General features: G+C 69.1%; 16 protein-coding genes. 13 read left to right on the top strand and 3 right to left on the bottom strand.

What is annotated here, in order from left to right; genetic code table 11:
• Nucleotides 1–9 precede the first annotated feature (9 nt).
• The 8 genes from MFF24_RS14690 to MFF24_RS14655 all read left to right on the top strand — a co-directional run bounded on the left by MFF24_RS14690 (nucleotide 10) and on the right by MFF24_RS14655 (nucleotide 9545).
• A complete protein-coding gene (locus MFF24_RS14690; RefSeq protein ID WP_108938947.1) occupies nucleotides 10–2355 on the top strand; it encodes an Orn/Lys/Arg family decarboxylase in 2346 nt (781 codons plus the stop codon).
• Nucleotides 2355–2960: a GNAT family N-acetyltransferase gene (locus tag MFF24_RS14685; protein ID WP_238225162.1), complete on the top strand. Its 606-nt coding sequence runs from the start codon at nucleotides 2355–2357 to the stop codon at nucleotides 2958–2960. The genes MFF24_RS14690 and MFF24_RS14685 overlap by 1 nt, the downstream gene beginning before the upstream one ends.
• Nucleotides 2961–3150: 190 nt before the next feature.
• The gene (rpe, locus tag MFF24_RS14680; protein ID WP_238225161.1) at nucleotides 3151–3834 is read left to right on the top strand and encodes a ribulose-phosphate 3-epimerase; all 684 of its coding nucleotides are present in this window, start codon (nucleotides 3151–3153) and stop codon (nucleotides 3832–3834) included.
• Complete coding sequence (locus MFF24_RS14675; RefSeq protein ID WP_238225160.1) at nucleotides 3828–4589, top strand: HAD-IA family hydrolase; 762 nt, start codon at nucleotides 3828–3830, stop codon at nucleotides 4587–4589. Before rpe ends, MFF24_RS14675 begins: the two co-directional genes overlap by 7 nt.
• A 288-nt stretch (nucleotides 4590–4877) precedes the next feature.
• Entirely contained in the window at nucleotides 4878–6017 is a 1140-nt protein-coding gene (locus tag MFF24_RS14670) for an OpgC family protein (RefSeq protein WP_133089989.1), read from the top strand.
• On the top strand, nucleotides 5936–6889 hold the full coding sequence (locus MFF24_RS14665; RefSeq protein ID WP_238225159.1) for an SGNH/GDSL hydrolase family protein: 954 nt from the start codon (nucleotides 5936–5938) through the stop codon (nucleotides 6887–6889). The genes MFF24_RS14670 and MFF24_RS14665 overlap by 82 nt, the downstream gene beginning before the upstream one ends.
• A 116-nt stretch (nucleotides 6890–7005) precedes the next feature.
• Nucleotides 7006–8382, top strand: a complete 1377-nt coding sequence (locus MFF24_RS14660; RefSeq protein ID WP_238225157.1) for a lipopolysaccharide biosynthesis protein — start codon at nucleotides 7006–7008, stop codon at nucleotides 8380–8382.
• Nucleotides 8382–9545 (top strand): GNAT family N-acetyltransferase, encoded by a 1164-nt coding sequence (locus MFF24_RS14655; protein WP_238225156.1) that lies wholly within the window; start codon nucleotides 8382–8384, stop codon nucleotides 9543–9545. Before MFF24_RS14660 ends, MFF24_RS14655 begins: the two co-directional genes overlap by 1 nt.
• Before the next feature lie 51 nt (nucleotides 9546–9596).
• Here MFF24_RS14655 and MFF24_RS14650 read toward each other — a convergent pair whose 3' ends face one another.
• A complete protein-coding gene (locus MFF24_RS14650) occupies nucleotides 9597–9920 on the bottom strand; it encodes a hypothetical protein (protein WP_238225155.1) in 324 nt (107 codons plus the stop codon).
• Between the two features lie 172 nt (nucleotides 9921–10092).
• On the opposite strand from MFF24_RS14650, the gene MFF24_RS14645 reads away from it, so the two are divergent.
• The 5 genes from MFF24_RS14645 (at nucleotide 10093) to MFF24_RS14625 (ending at nucleotide 13572) form a co-directional block, all read left to right on the top strand.
• Complete coding sequence (locus MFF24_RS14645; RefSeq protein ID WP_238225154.1) at nucleotides 10093–10305, top strand: hypothetical protein; 213 nt, start codon at nucleotides 10093–10095, stop codon at nucleotides 10303–10305.
• A 31-nt stretch (nucleotides 10306–10336) separates the two neighbouring features.
• Complete coding sequence (locus MFF24_RS14640) at nucleotides 10337–11149, top strand: MBL fold metallo-hydrolase (RefSeq protein WP_238225153.1); 813 nt, start codon at nucleotides 10337–10339, stop codon at nucleotides 11147–11149.
• 261 nt (nucleotides 11150–11410) lie between these two features.
• Nucleotides 11411–11629: a hypothetical protein gene (locus MFF24_RS14635; protein ID WP_238225152.1), complete on the top strand. Its 219-nt coding sequence runs from the start codon at nucleotides 11411–11413 to the stop codon at nucleotides 11627–11629.
• A gap of 129 nt (nucleotides 11630–11758) precedes the next feature.
• The gene (locus tag MFF24_RS14630) at nucleotides 11759–12505 is read left to right on the top strand and encodes a YebC/PmpR family DNA-binding transcriptional regulator (protein WP_231345697.1); all 747 of its coding nucleotides are present in this window, start codon (nucleotides 11759–11761) and stop codon (nucleotides 12503–12505) included.
• Nucleotides 12506–12684: 179 nt separating this feature from the next.
• Nucleotides 12685–13572, top strand: coding sequence for a hypothetical protein (locus MFF24_RS14625; RefSeq protein WP_238225151.1), 888 nt, complete (start codon nucleotides 12685–12687; stop codon nucleotides 13570–13572).
• Nucleotides 13573–13855: 283 nt separating this feature from the next.
• Here the strand turns inward: MFF24_RS14625 and MFF24_RS14620 are convergent, their stop codons facing one another.
• Both MFF24_RS14620 and MFF24_RS14615 read right to left on the bottom strand, forming a co-directional pair.
• Complete coding sequence (locus MFF24_RS14620) at nucleotides 13856–14716, bottom strand: phosphoribulokinase (RefSeq protein ID WP_108938935.1); 861 nt, start codon at nucleotides 14714–14716, stop codon at nucleotides 13856–13858.
• Between the two features lie 29 nt (nucleotides 14717–14745).
• On the bottom strand, nucleotides 14746–15792 hold the full coding sequence (locus MFF24_RS14615) for a class 1 fructose-bisphosphatase (RefSeq protein WP_238225150.1): 1047 nt from the start codon (nucleotides 15790–15792) through the stop codon (nucleotides 14746–14748).
• Nucleotides 15793–15962 lie beyond the last annotated feature (170 nt).

Raw genomic sequence — 15962 nt, 5'->3', positions numbered from 1 at the left:
CGCCGCTCCATGGATTTTCACCGCCGTTTCACCGTGCTGATGTGCACGCCCGCCTTCGATCCGGATGATCTGGAGGGGGCGCGGGTCGAGCAGATCGTCGCAGCGGTCGAGTCGCGCGGCTTCGAGGTGGTGCGGGCCCGGCGCGTCGAGGACGCCTCGATCGCGGTGCAGACCGACTCGGCGGTCGGCTGCCTCGTGGTCGATTGGGGCAAGCGCGGGCTCGAGGGCAAGGCCGCCGCCCTCATCGACATGATGCGCCGGCGCGGCCTCGATATGCCGATCGTCATCATGGTCCGCCGCAAGCGGCTGGAGGACATCCCGGTCGAGCTGCTCGACTTCATCGACGGCTACATCTTCCTGGCGGAAGAGACCCCGGAATTCATCGCCCGCAACCTCGTCTCCCGCGTGACGCAGTACGCCGACACGCTGAAGACGCCGTTCTTCGGCGCGCTGGTCGATTACGCCGAGGAGGGCAACCAGCTCTGGACCTGCCCCGGCCATAACGGCGGCATCTTCTACAACCGCTCGCCGATCGGCCGCATCTTCGTCGAGCATCTGGGCGAGGCGATTTTTCGCGACGACCTCGACAACTCGGTGCTCGACCTCGGCGACCTGCTGACCCACGAGGGGCCCGCGCTGAAGGCGCAGAAGGAAGCGGCCAAGATCTTCGGGGCGGAGAAGACCTACTTCGTCCTCAACGGCACCTCGGCCTCGAACAAGGTCGTGCTGGGTTCGCTGGTGGCCGAGGACGACCTCGTCCTGTTCGATCGCAACAACCACAAGGCTGCCCATCACGGCGCGCTGCTGCTCGCCGGCGGCATCCCGATCTTCCTGGAGACCGACCGCAACGCCTACGGTCTGATCGGGCCGATCTACCACGAGGCTCTGGACGAGCAGCGCATTCGCGAAAAGATCCGCGACAACCCGCTGGTGAAGGACAAGGAGGCGTGGCGCCGGGAGCGCCCGTTCCGCTGTGCGGTGATCGAGCAATGCACCTATGACGGCACGATCTACGACGCGCAGGAGCTCGTCGAGCGCATCGGCCACCTGTGCGACTACATCCTGTTCGACGAGGCCTGGGCGGGCTTCATGAAGTTCCACCCGCTCTACCAGCGCCGCTTCGCCATGGGCCTGACCGGGCTCGACGAGACCTCGCCGGGCATCATCGCCACGCAATCGACCCACAAGCAGCTCGCCAGCTTCAGCCAGGCCTCGCAGATCCACACCCGCGACGGGCATATCCGCGGCCAGACCCGGCGGGTCGAGCACAAGCGCCTGAACGAGAGCTTCCTCGTCCACGCCTCGACCTCGCCGTTCTACCCGATCTTCGCCTCGCTCGATGTCGGCGCGCAGATGATGAAGGGCCGCTCCGGCGTGGTGCTGTGGGACGACACCATTCGGCTGGGCATCGAGTGGCGCAAGAAGGCGCGGGCCATCCGCAAGGAGTTCGAGGAGCGCGAGGCCGATCCGAAGCGGCGCTGGTTCTTCGACCCCTTCGTGCCCGATGTGGTGACCGGCCCGGATGGCACGGAAATCCCGTGGGAGGCGGTGCCGACCGACGCGCTCGCCGCCGATGCCCGCTACTGGGAGCTGACGCCGGGCGCGGCCTGGCACGGCTTCACCCATGTCGCGCCGGGCTTTGCCATCACCGACCCCAACAAGCTCACCGTGCTCACCCCCGGCTTCGACCGGAAGACCGGCGCCTATGCCGAGCACGGCGTGCCGGCGCCGATCGTCGCGCAATACCTGCGCGAGAACCGGATCGTGCCGGAGAAGAACGATCTCAACTCGCTGCTCTTCCTGCTGACGCCGGGCGTCGAGTCGTCGAAGGCCGGTACCCTGATCTCCGGCCTCGTCGCCTTCAAGCGCCTGCACGACGACAACGTGCCGCTCGAAGAGGCGATGCCGGAATTCGTCGCCCGCCGGCCCAAGCGCTACCACGGCGTCGGCCTGCGCGATCTGTGCGCCGACTATCACAGCTTCCACCGCGAATCGGGCACCTCGGCGCTCCAGCGCAAGCAGTTCATGCCCGAGCACCTGCCCGACATGGTGATGCCGCCCAAGGCCGCCGCGCAGATGCTGACGCGCAACCGGGTCGATTACGTGCCGATCGCGGAAGCGGAAGGGCGCATCGCCACCACCCTGATGCTGGTCTATCCGCCCGGCATCGGCACTGTGCTGCCGGGCGAGCGTCTGGATGAGCGGGCGAAACCCATGCTCGACTACTTCAAGATGTTCGAGGCGGCCGCCAACCTGTTCCCCGGCTTCGAGGCCGAGATCCAGGGCGTCTACCGCGAGACCGATCCGGACGGGCGCATCCGCTTCCACACCTACGTCGTGCGCGAGGGCGCCTGATGGCGGAGGGCGCAGCGGCGATCTCCGCTCACGCCGAGGTGGTGATCCGACCCTCGTCGGATGCCGACGTGTCGGCGATGATCGCGATCTACGAGCGCCATATCCGGAGAGGCGTCGGGGATACCGGCGACTTCGAGGAGGAGCGCCTGCTCCCCGACGAGTTGCGGCGGCGGCGCAAGAACATGCGCAGCAAGCGCCTGCCCCACCTCGTCGCCGAGCGGGGCGGGCAGATCGCCGGCTACGCCTACGCCGTGCCGTTCCGCAAGCGCCCGGCCTACCGCTACGCCCTCAAACACTCGATCTACGTGCATCCCGACCACCTGCACGCCGGCATCGGGCGCCGCCTGCTGCCGGCGCTGATCGAGGCCTGTTCTGCCGGCGGCTACCGGCAGATGATCGGCTATATCGACGCGAGCAACGAGGCCTCGTTGCGCCTGCACGAGGCCTGCGGGTTCGCCCGCGTCGGATACCTTCCGGCGATCGGCTACAAGTACGGGCGCTGGAGTGACAGCGTCATCGTGCAATGTCCGCTGGGCACCGGGGCGGAAGATCAGCCGAACGCGTGGCACCGGCCGGAACGGGCCATTTCGTTTCCGTCCTCGTGACAAAGGGAGAATTCGATCCGCCGGAAACGGTGACGACCGCAGGGCTGCCCTATCCGCGCCCGCTTTTTTGCGTGAAGCCGGCGAGCAACTTTCCCTCCGATGCACTAGATCGGTTGCAGGAAGCCCCTCCCTCCCAGGGCCGCCCGCGTTCTTGCCGCGGGCCGGCGCATCGTTGCTTCGAGCTGTTCCCATGACCATCCTCGCACCCTCGATCCTCGCCGCCGACTTCTCCAGGCTCGGCGAGGAGACGCGGGCGATCGCGCAAGCCGGCGCCGACTGGATCCATCTCGATGTGATGGACGGGCATTTCGTGCCCAACATCAGCTTCGGCCCGGCGGTGGTGAAGGCGCTGCGGCCCTGGACCGACAAGGTCTTCGACGTCCACCTGATGATCGCCCCGGCCGACCCTTACCTCGCCGCCTTCGCCGAGGCGGGCGCCGACGCGATCACGGTCCATGTCGAGGCCGGCCCGCACATCCACCGCTCGCTCCAGACGATCCGGGGCTCGGGCAAGCGCGCGGGCGTGGCGCTCAATCCCGGCACGCCGGCCTCCGCCATCGAGCCGGTGCTCGACATGGTGGATCTCGTGCTGGTGATGACGGTCAATCCCGGCTTCGGCGGCCAGAGCTTCATCCACTCGGCGCTCGAGACCATTGCCCGCGTCAAGGCGATGACGGCGGGTCGTTCCATCGACATCTCGGTCGACGGCGGCATCACCCCGGAGACCGCCGGACCCGCCGCGCAGGCGGGCGCCAATATCCTCGTCGCCGGCTCGGCCGCGTTCAAGGGCGGGCCGGACAAGTACGAGACGAACGTCGCGGCAATCCGCGCCGCGGCCGATGCCGCCGCCGGGCGGGACGGCGTGCGATGCTGAGGGCACTGATCTTCGACGTCGACGGAACGCTCGCCGAGACCGAAGACCTTCACCGCCAGGGCTTCAACCGCGCTTTCCAGGCGCTCGGCCTGCCCTGGCAGTGGTCGCCGGAACTCTACGCCGAACTGCTCAAGGTGATGGGCGGCAAGGAGCGGCTGGTCCACTACATCGAGCGCTTCCACGCCGAGGAGGCGGAGGCGCTGAAAGTGCGGATGCCGGAGATCCACGATCTCAAGACGCGCTTCTACGGCGAACTGGCCCAGAGCGGCGGCCTTTCGTTGCGGCCCGGCGTGCGGCGCCTGGTCGAGGAGGCGCGGGCGCAGGGCGTGCGGCTGGCGGTGGCCACCACCACCAGCCGGCCGAACATCGATCTGCTTCTCAGGCTCAACTTTCCGGGCGACGCGCAACCCTTCGATGTGATCGCCGCCGGCGACGAGGCGGCGCAAAAGAAGCCCGCCCCCGACATCTTCGCGCTCGCCGTCCACCGCCTCGGCATCGATCCGTCCGAGGCGATCGCGTTCGAGGATTCGGCGGCCGGCATCCGCTCGGCACTCGCCGCCGGCCTGCCGGTGCTCGCCACGCGCAGCCGCTACACACAGAGCCACCGCCTCGACGGCGCCTTCTCCGCCGTTTCCGATCTCGGCGAGCCGGACGCGCCCCACCAGCACCTCCAGGGCCATGTCTGGCCGGGCGGCGTCGTGACGCTGGAAGCACTGCGCGACTGGCATGCGGGGCACCTGCGCGGAGCGGCCTAAAGCTTCGTCCTGGATATTGGATCCAGGACGAAGCTTTAGATCGTTGTTTTTACATCATCTTTTTCCGAAAGCCGGCGACCGCCTCTCGGGATGATGCTCTGAGGGCCGTTATCGCGTCCGCGTCACCGCGGTTCCGCTTCCCAACCCGCCCCGGTGCAGTCTATCAGGACGGCCGCCTTCCGCTCCGGGTCGCGGGTCCCGGAACGGCGCCGCACCGGTCGCCTCGCGCGCCGCGTGGGAGGCCGCGACCGACCACTTCGACGTCACACCGCCGGACCGTGGAGCCTGATGCGCGAGCCGAACGCGATCGATTTCTGGCGCGGCTTCGCGCTGGTGACGATTTTCATCAACCACATCCCCGGCAATTTCTTCGAGCGCTACACCTTCTCGCAATACGGCATCTCGGATGCCGCCGAGCTGTTCGTGTTCCTGGCCGGCTGGTCGATCGGGCTCGCCACCCGTGGGCGTGACGGCCTGCCGGAGCCGCGCCTCGTCACCGTGCTGCGGCTCCTGTCGCGCACCGTCGAGGTGTACCGGGCGCAGATCACCATCATGGCGCTGGCGCTCGCGATGATCGCCGGCTGCGCGCTCTATCTCGACAACCCGCTGATCCTCGAATGGCACAATGCCGGCGGCTTCTTCGCCGACCCGATCCAGACCATGGTCGGCGTTGTTCTGCTCACCCATCAGCTCGGCTTCTTCAACATCCTGCCGCTCTACGTGGTGCTGATCGCCATCGCGCCGGCCGTGGTGCTGATCGGCCGCGTCAGCCGGGTCCTGCTCCTGGCGCTGTCGCTCTCGCTCTACGGCGCGAGCCTCGTCTTCGAGTGGAACTTCCCCTCCTGGCCGGGCGAGGGCGACTGGTTCTTCGACCCGCTCTGCTGGCAATTGCTGCTGGTGCTGGGCTTCCTCGCCAACGAGGCGACCCACGGCTCGGAGCGGCTGCGGCGACTCTGGCCGCGGTTGATGCCGCTCGGCGTCGTCATCGTCTTCGTCGGCGTCGTGCTCGCGGTGCTCGATTTGCGGCCCGATCCGATGCTGGCGCCCGACCCGCGCCTCGTCTTCACCTTCGACAAGACCTACCTCTCGCCCGCGCGGCTGATCCATTTCTGCGGCATGGTGCTGGCTTTCCAGGGCGTCTACGCCCTCATCGCCCCATATGTCGGGCGCCTTGCCCGGTTTCTGTCGGGTTTGGGGCGCAACTCGCTGGCCGTGTTCTCGATGGGATCGCTGTTGAGCCTGGGCGGACAGTTCGTGCGCTTCCAAACCGGTGGCGGTATCTTCGTTGACATTTCGGTCGTAGGCTTCGGCCTGATCGCACTGGGTTTCACCGCATGGTTCGTCGAATGGCGTTCCCGCAGACCGCGGCCGACGCGCAAGGCTCCCGACACCGCCTCGCCCGCCGACTCGCCGTCCTCCTCGGCCTGAGTCTCGTCTCGCCCGCCCTCGGCGAGACCTCGGGCGCCGCACCGATGCCGGCCGCGCCGGAGACCGCGACGGTCGAGGCGCTCGACCTCAGCCTGTCGCCCGAATGCCGGGTGCCGGGCTCGAAGCTCTACACCCTGGCCCGCCTCAAGGCGGTCAAGGCGGCGCTCAAAGAGAAGCGTGTGATCCACGTCCTCTCGATCGGGTCCTCCTCGGCGGGGCTCGGCGCCTCCGCGAGCTACCCGGTGAAGCTGGAGAACGCCCTCGAGCAGGCGCTGCCCGACGTCCAGATCGAGGTCGAGGCCCGCGGCCTGCCCGGCGAGGTGGCGAGCGGGGCGGGCGAGCGGCTCCGGTCCATGGTGGCCGAGATGGAGCCGGACCTCGTGGTCTGGCAGGTCGGCACCAACGATGCGCTGGCCCGCGTTGATATCGAGGCCTTCGGCGAGGCGCTCGACGAGTCGGTGCAGTGGGTGAAGTCGCACGGCATCGACATCGTGCTGATCGACCCTGTCTTCACCGAGAGCCTGGCCGACGACGCCTATTACACGCAGATGGTGCGAACAGTGCAGGATGTGGCCCGCCGCGAGGCGGTGCCGCTGGTCCACCGCTACGCGGCGATGCGCTTCCTCTCGACCCAGCGCACCACCGAGGCGCACATGCTGGGCCGTCATTTCCGGCTCAACGATCTGGGCTTGCGCTGCATGGCCGAGCACGCCACGCGGGCGATCACCCTGTCGCTGCTGCAGCCGGATGCGGCCAAGGATGCGGGCAAGTCGGATGCGGTGAAGACGGATCACGCCACATCCGAGGTCCCGAAGACCGATCCGGCCCAGACCGGGACACCCGGCGCCGGCCCGACCCCGAAACAGCCGTAAGACGGCACGGGCGTTTTATCAGGTGCTCTTAACCGGCTTGCAATCCCGCGCTTCGTAGGCTGATCGCCGAGCGTGCCGGCCACATCTGCGCCCGGCGCCCTTCCGGATGGCGCCCCATGGCAGCGGACAAGGTGATCGCGGGCGGCCTCCCGCCCTCCTCGTTCGAGACGCTTCTCGTCCGGGTTCGTGCGGCGCGCGCCACGCCCGCCGCCTCCGCGCTCGGCGTGTTCGCGGTCCGCATCGGCGCGGCCGGGTTCGCCTACGGGGCGCAGGTCCTGATGGCCCGGATGATGGGCGGCGCGGAATACGGGATCTTCGCCACCGTCTGGGTCTGGATCGCCATTCTCGGCCACACCGCGACCTTCGGCCTGTCCCAGGGCGCCTGCCGCTTCCTGCCCGCCGATCAAGCAACAGACCGACTCGACAGCGTGCGCGGTTTCCTCCTCGGCGGGGCGCTGGCGAGCCTCGGCGGCGGGCTCGTGCTGTCGCTCGGCGGTCTCGCCGTGGCTCTCTTGCAGGGGGGCCTGCTCGCGGGCCTCTACGGCACGCCGATCCTCGTCGCGGCTCTGGTCGTGCCGCTCTTCGCCTTCCAGGACTATCTCGAGGGCGTGGCCCGCAGCCAGGGCTGGCCATTGCTCGCCATCGCGCCGCCCTACCTGCTGCGCCAAGCCCTGATCATGGTCGCGATGATCGGCGCCGTGCTTGCGGGCGCCCCGGCCGAGGCCTGGGTCGCGATCGCCTGCACGCTGGCCGCGACCGGCCTCGCCGCCGCCGTTCAGGCCGGGCTGCTGCTGGCGCGCCTGCGCCGGCATCTGCCGCCCGGCCCGCGCCTCTACCGCTGGCGGCTGTGGCTCACCGCCTGCCTGCCGATCGCGGCGGGCGACCTCGCCGCCAGCGCCTTCGGCTTCGTCGATGTGGTGATCCTCGGCTTCCTCGCAGCCCCGGAGGCCGTCGGCCTGTACTTCGCCGCCACCCGCATCCAGCAATTCGTCGCCTTCGTGCACTACGCGGCCTCGGCCACCACGGCCCAGCGCCTCGCCGCCGCCCGCGCGCGGGGCGACGAGGCCGGGCTCGCCGGTCTTGTGCGGATGCAGGCGCGCTGGACGTTTCTCGCCACGGCCGGCGTCGGCCTTGCCATCCTCGCGGTGTCGCCGCTGCTGCTCGGCCTGTTCGGCGCGGGGTTTCGCGCCAGCCTGCCGGTGCTGGCGATCCTCGTGGCCGGTAGCGTCGCGGCGAGCCTGTTCGGACCCGCCGAGGACGTGCTGACCATGCTCGGCGGCGAGCGGCTCTGCGCCGGGATCACCCTGGCGATGCTGATCCTCGCCGTCGGACTCTGCCTCGCCCTGGTCCCCTGGCTCGGCGTCGCCGGGGCGGCGATCGCGGTGGCACTCGCCCAAACCCTGCGCGGGTTCGTTCTGGCGCTCGGCGCCCGCTCCCTTCACGGCCTCGCGACGCCGGTCGTCGGGTTTCCCCAATGGAGTGCCGCCCGGTGATGCGCGCCTTGTCCCTTTCCGGGCCGTCCGACTCTCTCTCCGGACCGTTCGACATGGCCGTCGAGCCCGTCGCCGCGCTCGCGGCGGAGGCGGCGGCCTGGGATGCGCTGGCCGTCCGAGCCGTCGCACCCCACCCGTTCTACGCGCGGGCGGTCGTCGCGGCGCACCGCGCTCATGGCCTGTGCGCGCCCCGCCTTTCGGCGGTGGTCGTCCGCGAGCGAGGGCACATCGCGGCATTGCTGCCCTTCGGCCTGCGACCCGACATCACCGGCCTCGGCGCGGCGGTCGCGCAGCCCTTCCACTCGCCCTACGTCACGTCGACCACACCCCTCGTCGCCGACGGTCCCGGCCTGGAAGGGCGGCTCGACGCCCTGGTCGAGGGCCTCGCGCGCGCCTCGGGCGGGCGGCCCTGGCGCTGGCCGCTGCTTGCCGTCGAGACCCGCCTCGGGGCCGGGCTCCTCACCGCCATGGGACGGGCCGGCTGGCAGACCGGTACCGTCGCGCAATTCGAGCGCCCGGTTCTCGACCGGCGGGCCGATTACGACGCCTTCCTTGCCGGCCATCCCCACAAAAGCCGCCTCAAGGACCTGCGCCGCCGCCGTCGCCGGCTGGAGGAGGCGGGAACGCTGATCGTCGAGAGTGCGACGGAGGGGACGGCGCTGGAGCGGGCGCTGGAAGATTTCCTCGCCCTCGAGGCCGCTGGCTGGAAGGGCGAGGCCGGCACGGCCCTGCGAAGCCGCCCGCGGACGGAGGCCTTCGCCCGCACCCTGTTCCGGCCGCAGAAGGGGCCGGTGACGGTTCGAGCCGACGGGCTGCGCCTCGACGGTCGGACGGTCGCGGCGAGCCTCGCCCTGGTCTGCGGCGGGACCGCCTACCTGCTCAAGACCGCCTACGACGAAGGTCTGCGCGCCCAGGCTCCCGGCCTCGTGCTGGAGGACGCCATCGTGCGCGCGTTGCACACGGAGGAATTTGCCGGGCGGCTCGACTCGGCGACGATGCCGGGCTCGGCGCTGGAGAGTCTTTACCCCGAGCGCGAGACCATCGCCGAGATCATTGCCCTGCCGCCGGGCGCCGGCCGGATCTCCCTGGAGCGGCGGTTGCGCCTCGCCCGGTTCGAGCATCGCGCCAGGGCCGAGGCCAAGCGGCTGCTGCGGCGGGGCTGATGACACCGCGCCCGAGGGGCTTTCCGGGCCTTGGCAAGCCCTCAGCGGGGCTTAGCGGGCCGAGTTGTCGCTGTTGTTGCGCTGAACGCAGCGATAGCCGGCGAAGCAGTTCGGGTCGTCGAGGGTCGGCTCGAACGCGGGTCGGGCGGTCACTTCGTTCCGGCAATCGCCGCTCTTGTAATGCACCGCCTCATAGGCGTGGGGGCTCGTGGCGAGCACGACGCGACCCTGCCGGGCCACCAGCGCCTGCACCGCGGCGCAGGTGAGGGCAGGGGTGTAGGGCCGCTCCTGTGCCGAGGCTGCGGTGACGGCAAGACCGAAGACGGCGGCGCCGAGACACAGGGTGTGAGGGATGAGGGAGAGTGAGCGCGGCATCGTCGTGGGGCCTTATGCGGGCCAGAGGGCGGAGCCCGAGTTCTGCCCCGTGAAACGCCCCGGCGCCAAGCCGGTTCGCGAGCGCGTCCGCCAATAAATCCCGCGCGTGTCTTGCGAATGGGAACCGGGCTGATCCTGGGGTTCTTCAACCGAAAAGACCCGGAGACGACCTTTGAGCCCGACCGACGCGACCCGCCCCGACGATCCCGTGGAGACCCCGAGCGCCCGGACCTACGAGCAGCGCCCGGTCGCCGCCCCGGTGCCGGGGCACCGCTCCCCGGCACCGACCGAACCGGGCGACCTGGCGGCTGAGCGCGACGAGGAGACATCCTCGCCGCGCGAGGAATCCGCCTCCGCGGGTGGTCAGGGCTCTCGCGGCGGCTGAGCGTTCAGAGAATGAGAGCGGGAGTGAGCCCGTGGCGATTCCGATTTGCGTCACCTGCGGGACCAGCTTCCCCGACGCCCCGACCCCGCCCGAGCGCTGCCCGATCTGCGACGAGGAGCGGCAATACGTGCCCGCTGCCGGTCAGCGCTGGACGACGCCCGAGGCGCTCGCGGCCGATCACGCCAATGCGTGGCGGCAGGTCGAGCCCGGCCTGTTCGAGATCGAGACCCAACCCCATTTCGGCATCGGCCAGCGTGCCTTCCTGATCCGGACGCCGCAGGGCAATGTCCTGTGGGATTGCCTCGCGCTTCTCGACCCGGCGACAGTCGCGCTGGTGCGGGCGCTCGGCGGCCTTGCCGGCATCGCCATCTCGCATCCCCACTACTACACGACCATGCCCGACTGGGCCGCGGCCTTCGACGCGCCGGTCTACCTCCACGCCCGCGACCGCGAATTGGTGATGCGGCCCGACGACCGCGTTGTGTTCTGGCCCGAGGACGAGCGCGCTCTTGCTCCCGGCCTGACCCTGCTGCGTCTCGGCGGCCACTTCCCCGGCGGCACCGTGCTGCACTGGCGGGACGGAGCGGAGGGGCGCGGCGCGGTGCTCGCGGGCGACATCGTCCAACCCGGCGCCGACCGGAAGAGCGTCTCCTTCCTGTGGAGCTACCCGAACTGGCTGCCGCTCTCGGGAGGCACCGTGGCCCGCATCGCGAAACGGCTCGAAGAGAAGGCGTTCGCCCGCCTCTACGGTGCCTTCGGCCTCCATATCACGGAGGAGGCGAGCGTCGTCGTCAGCCGTTCCGCGGCGCGCTATCGGGCTTTGCTGGAGCAGGATCAGCCCTGACATCGACCCGCGCGCCGCCTTTTCTCTCGCGACCCTTGGCCGGTCTCGGGAACAGGGTCGCGCCGGCCAGGGCGCCCAGGAGCACGGCGAGACCGAGTCTCCAGGGCTTGCGTCGCGGGCCGGAGTTGCCCGTTTGCGTCGTCGGCATCGCAATCGTCCAACCGGAAATTGTGAAGAGGGGGTTTCGTCGCCGCCCATCTGATCTATCATCTCGGCCGTGCTTCCGGCGAGCGTCGGCGCCGGGGCAAGATGGGAGGCGACGTGCCGATCCTGATCGCCATCATGCTGCTGAAGCTGCTGACGCTCGCTGGTTCCATCGCCCTCACCGCAGGGTTCGTCGGCCTCTTCGCCTTCAAGGACACGCTCGGGCCCCACCTCGCCGCCCTCTGGCTTGGCGGCTTCCTCGCTGTCGCGGCAGGGGAGGACGGCGCGTGGTGGATCGGGCGGCATGCCGCCAAGACGATCGAGACCGAGCCGTAACCGCCTCGCGTTGCCTCGGGGGGCGGCGGCGGCCTATAAGCGGAGCCCCCGACACATCCCGCGCGACGTCGAGGATCCTTTCCCGTCAAAGGAGCCCTCCGCCCGCACGAACGAGAAGATGAACCCGCCATGGCCGGGCATTCCCAGTTCAAGAACATCATGCACCGCAAGGGCCGCGTCGACGCGGTCCGCTCCAAGGTGTTCAGCAAGCTCGCCCGCGAAATCACAGTGGCGGCCAAGCTCGGCACGCCCGACCCCTCGATGAACCCGCGCCTGCGTGCCGCCATCCTCGCGGCCCGGGCCGAGAACATGCCCAAGGACAACATCGAGCGCGCCATCAAAAAGGCGGCCGGAAACGAAGGCGAGAACTACGAGGAGATCCGCTACGAGGGCTACGGCCCCGGCGGCGCCGCGCTGATCGTCGAGGCGCAGACCGACAACCGCAACCGTACGGCGAGCGACGTGCGCTCGGCCTTCACCAAGTCCGGCGGAAGCCTCGCCGAGACCGGCGCCGTCGCCTTCATGTTCGACCGCGTCGGCGTCATCGCCTTTGCCCCCGACGTCGCCGATGCCGACACGATGCTGGAGGCCGCCATCGAGGCCGGCGCCGACGACGTGCGCTCGGATGCCGAGGGCCACGAGGTCATCTGCGCTCAGGATGCCTACGGCGACGTGTCGAAGGCGCTGGAAGGCCGGTTCGGCGAACCGCGCCGCACGGGTCTGATCTGGAAGGCGCAGAACACCATCGACGTCGATGACGAGACCGGCGAGAAGCTGATCCGCCTCGTCGAGGTGATCGAGGACCAGGACGACGTGCAGAACGTCTACGTCAACTTCGCCCTGTCCGACGCGCTTGTGGAGAAGATGGGGGCGTAGGCAAGGCCGACGCCGTCTTCGCTTGGGTTGTTCCTCTCCGCTGATGGGGAGGAGATTTCCCGCAGGGGAACCAAGCTGCCGATTTGTCGCGCGGATCGGTCGGGTCTGCGCGCTATATGCCCGGCAATGCCGGTGCCGAGCCGGCGAACGATCCATCGCCAGGCTCCCATTTCCGATCGATGCAGGACCGCCCACTCATCCTCGGCATCCATGGCCTCGCCAACAAGCCGCCGAAAGAGGAGAAACAGGCTTGGTGGGCCGCCGCGATCCGCGAGGGTCTGCGGCGCAATCTCGGCGAGGATCGGCCGGATCTGGCCTTCGAATTCGTCTACTGGGCCGACCTGCGCTACGACGCCCCGCTCTCCGAGGATCACAACCGCGAGCCCTACTATCCCGCACGCGGGAGGGGGCCTTTCCCGAGTGCCGACGGCGCCTGCGCTCCGACCCTGACCGATCGTCTCTACCGCATCGTCGAATGGGCGCAGGAGAAGACCGGGCGTCTCGTCCTCGACGATCTCATCATCGAGCACCGGCTCGACGATCTTTGGGGCTATTACGAGGACAGCATCTTTCGCGCGGCCGCCCGCGACCGGCTGCGGGAGGCGCTGGAGCGTCACGCCGGGCGCCCGCTGCTGATCGCGGCTCATTCCATGGGCTCGCTGATCGCCTACGACGTGCTGCGGCAGCTCGAACGTGACGGGCGCTGCCCGCGGATCGACCATCTCGTCACCCTGGGCGCCCCGCTGGGGCTGGCCGAGATCAAGCACCGGCTGGCCGAGGAGCACGGGTCCTTGCGCGTGCCCTACGCCGTCGCCCGCTGGAGCAATCTCGGCGACCGCGACGACGTGGCGACCGTCGGCACGACGCTCGCCGAAGCCTATGCCCCGAACGCGGCGGGCGTCGGCGTCACCGATTGCCCGGTGATCAACGCCTACCGGCGCCCGCGCGGCAGCGTGAATCCCCACAAGTCCTACGGCTACCTGCGTACCCCTGAATTCTCGCAGGCTGTTGCGGCGTTTCTCGATGCAGAGGGAGCGACCGCCGACGTCGAATTGTCGAGCGTCTGATACGATTTCCGGTTGATCCCTTCGGTTTATGCCCAACGCCGTCGTCGCGAGGCGAAGCCGAAGCGATCCAGGGCGCGACATCTCCGGAAAGTACGGAGCCCTGGATTGCCAAGGCTTCGCCTCGCAATGACGAGGTGACACCGAAGCCATCAACCGCAGACCGTATGAGGAGTGCAATCCTCGTCGGCATCGCGAGCGGATGCGAAGCGATCCAGGGGGCGGCCTTTACGGAGAGGTCAGCGCTCGGGATTGCTTCGGCTCGGCCTCGCGGTGACCAGACGGCTCACGCCAGCCGCCGCCGCCGTTCCACCAACTGCATGATGATCGGCGTCAGGATGAGCTGCATCGCTAAGTCAAGCTTGCCGCCGGGGATCACGATAGAATTGGCCCGGCTCATGAAACTGTCGTGGATCATCGAGACGAGGTAGGAGAAGTCGATCCCCTTCGGGTCCTTGAAGCGGATCACCACCATCGACTCGTCCGCGGTCGGGATCCAGCGGGCGATGAAGGGGTTCGAGGTGTCCACCGTCGGCACCCGCTGGAAGTTGATGTCCGTCCAGGAGAATTGAGGGCAGATCGTCTGCACGTAGTCGGGCATCCGGCGCAGGATCACGTCGGTGACGGCCTCCGTCGAGTAGCCACGGGTCGAGCGGTCCCGGTGCAGCTTCTGGATCCATTCGAGGTTGATCACCGGCACCACCCCGATCTTGAGATCGGGATAGCGGGCGAGATCGACGTTGTTGTCGACGACGCAGCCGTGCAGGCCCTCGTAGAACAACAGGTCCGAGCCCGGCTGGAACGGCTCCCACGGCGTGAAGGAGCCCACCGGCACGCCGTAGCGGGCCGCGTCCCCGTCGTCGTGGGCGTAGTGCCGGGTGCGGCCGGTGCCGGATTCGCTGTAGTTGCGAAACACCTCCTCCAGCTCCGGCAGAAGGTTGGCCCGCGGCGCGAAGTGGCTCAGCGTCGGCTCGTGCGCCATCATCGCGCGCATGGTGTCGCGGTCGAAGGCGTGGAAGCCGTCGCCCTCGATGTAGACGGCGCTGACATCCTCCCGACGGAAGATCTGCTCGAAGGTGTTGCGGACGGAGGTGGTCCCGGCCCCTGAGGAGCCGGTGACCGAGATGATGGGATGACGCGCCGACATGGGTTTGCTGTTGTAAGGGCGCTGACGCTCTAGCTGCGCATCAGGCCGCGCTGGCCGAACAGGGGTGAGCGGCCGGCGCTGGGCTGGCGCCCGTCATAGTACTTGGCAACGCACTCGACCTCTTCGGTGGAGCCGAACACCAGCGGCGAGCGCTCGTGGATCTTGGAGGCGACGCGCTCCATGATGCGGTGCTGGCCGTCGGTGGCCGCGCCGCCCGCCTGCTCGATCAGGAAGGCGATGGGGGCGGTCTCGTAGAGCAGGCGCAGGCGCCCCTGCGCGTAGCCCTTCCGGTTGTCGCCCGGATACAGGAACACGCCGCCGCGGATCAGCACGCGCTGCGCGTCCGCCACCAAGGCGGCAGTCCAGCGCATGTTGAAGTCGCGGTCGCGCGGGCCCTCCGAGCCGCGCAGGCAATCCTCGATGAAGGATTTCACCGGCCCGTCCCAGTGCCGCACGTTCGAGGCGTTGATCGCGTACTCGTTGGCGGTGGGCACGATCTTCATCGCGTCGTGGGTCAGGCGGAACACCTTGTCCGTCCGGTCGAGGGTGAAGATGCGGGTGCCGTTGCCGAGCGTAACGACGAAGGTGGTGGCCGGGCCGTAGACGACGAAGCCTGCGGCCGTCTGCGTCGTTCCTGGCGTCAGGAACGAGGCGTTCGGGTCCTCGCCCCGCGTCACGGGGCGGATGCCGAAGATGGTGCCGACCACCATGCCGACGCCGATATTGGAGGAGCCGTCGAGCGGATCGATCGCCACCGCCAGCGGCGCGTCGGGCTTCAGCTCGACCACGTCCTCGGCCTCCTCCGAGGCGACCTGCGCCACGGGTGCTTCCTCCAGCGCCTGCATGAAGCGCTTGTGGGCGATCACGTCGAGCGCCTTCTGCACGTCGCCGTCGCTGTTGTGCTCGCCCTGGGCGGCAAGGTCGCCCGCCAGCGAGCCGCGGCCGACGGTCTCGCTCACGTCGATCGCGGCGGCGGCCAACGCCCGGATCGTGGCGGCGGTGTCGGCCAGCGAGGCGTCGCGCGCGACCTCGGCGTCGAGATGATCGTCGAGGGATGACCCGTACGGCTTCGTCATCGTTTTAAGGCTCGCTCCCGTCACGGCCGCGGGACACCTGAGGTCCTGCGCGGCGTTCTTGCCGGCCATGCGTGCGCGGAGGCGTGCAGGCCCGTCTGTCGCTATGATACGCTGCGGCGAGGCGGCAACGCCAGACGGCAGGGGAGTGCTGTCGAAGGTTTTCTAAAAAA

Source organism: Methylorubrum aminovorans (assembly GCF_022179725.1).
GTDB lineage: Bacteria > Pseudomonadota > Alphaproteobacteria > Rhizobiales > Beijerinckiaceae > Methylobacterium > Methylobacterium aminovorans.
This window is presented reverse-complemented; position numbering and strand designations above follow the sequence as displayed.

Bases quoted from the DNA above. Each gene is read 5' to 3' on its own strand.
- MFF24_RS14690 (WP_108938947.1), top strand. From the start codon at position 10: ATGGATTTTCACCGCCGTTTCACCGTGCTGATGTGCACGCCCGCCTTC.
- MFF24_RS14685 (WP_238225162.1), top strand. From the start codon at position 2,355: ATGGCGGAGGGCGCAGCGGCGATCTCCGCTCACGCCGAGGTGGTGATC.
- rpe (WP_238225161.1), top strand. From the start codon at position 3,151: ATGACCATCCTCGCACCCTCGATCCTCGCCGCCGACTTCTCCAGGCTC.
- MFF24_RS14675 (WP_238225160.1), top strand. From the start codon at position 3,828: ATGCTGAGGGCACTGATCTTCGACGTCGACGGAACGCTCGCCGAGACC.
- MFF24_RS14670 (WP_133089989.1), top strand. From the start codon at position 4,878: ATGCGCGAGCCGAACGCGATCGATTTCTGGCGCGGCTTCGCGCTGGTG.
- MFF24_RS14665 (WP_238225159.1), top strand. From the start codon at position 5,936: ATGGCGTTCCCGCAGACCGCGGCCGACGCGCAAGGCTCCCGACACCGC.
- MFF24_RS14660 (WP_238225157.1), top strand. From the start codon at position 7,006: ATGGCAGCGGACAAGGTGATCGCGGGCGGCCTCCCGCCCTCCTCGTTC.
- MFF24_RS14655 (WP_238225156.1), top strand. From the start codon at position 8,382: ATGCGCGCCTTGTCCCTTTCCGGGCCGTCCGACTCTCTCTCCGGACCG.
- MFF24_RS14650 (WP_238225155.1), bottom strand. From the start codon at position 9,920: ATGCCGCGCTCACTCTCCCTCATCCCTCACACCCTGTGTCTCGGCGCC.
- MFF24_RS14630 (WP_231345697.1), top strand. From the start codon at position 11,759: ATGGCCGGGCATTCCCAGTTCAAGAACATCATGCACCGCAAGGGCCGC.
- MFF24_RS14625 (WP_238225151.1), top strand. From the start codon at position 12,685: ATGCAGGACCGCCCACTCATCCTCGGCATCCATGGCCTCGCCAACAAG.
- MFF24_RS14620 (WP_108938935.1), bottom strand. From the start codon at position 14,716: ATGTCGGCGCGTCATCCCATCATCTCGGTCACCGGCTCCTCAGGGGCC.
- MFF24_RS14615 (WP_238225150.1), bottom strand. From the start codon at position 15,792: ATGACGAAGCCGTACGGGTCATCCCTCGACGATCATCTCGACGCCGAG.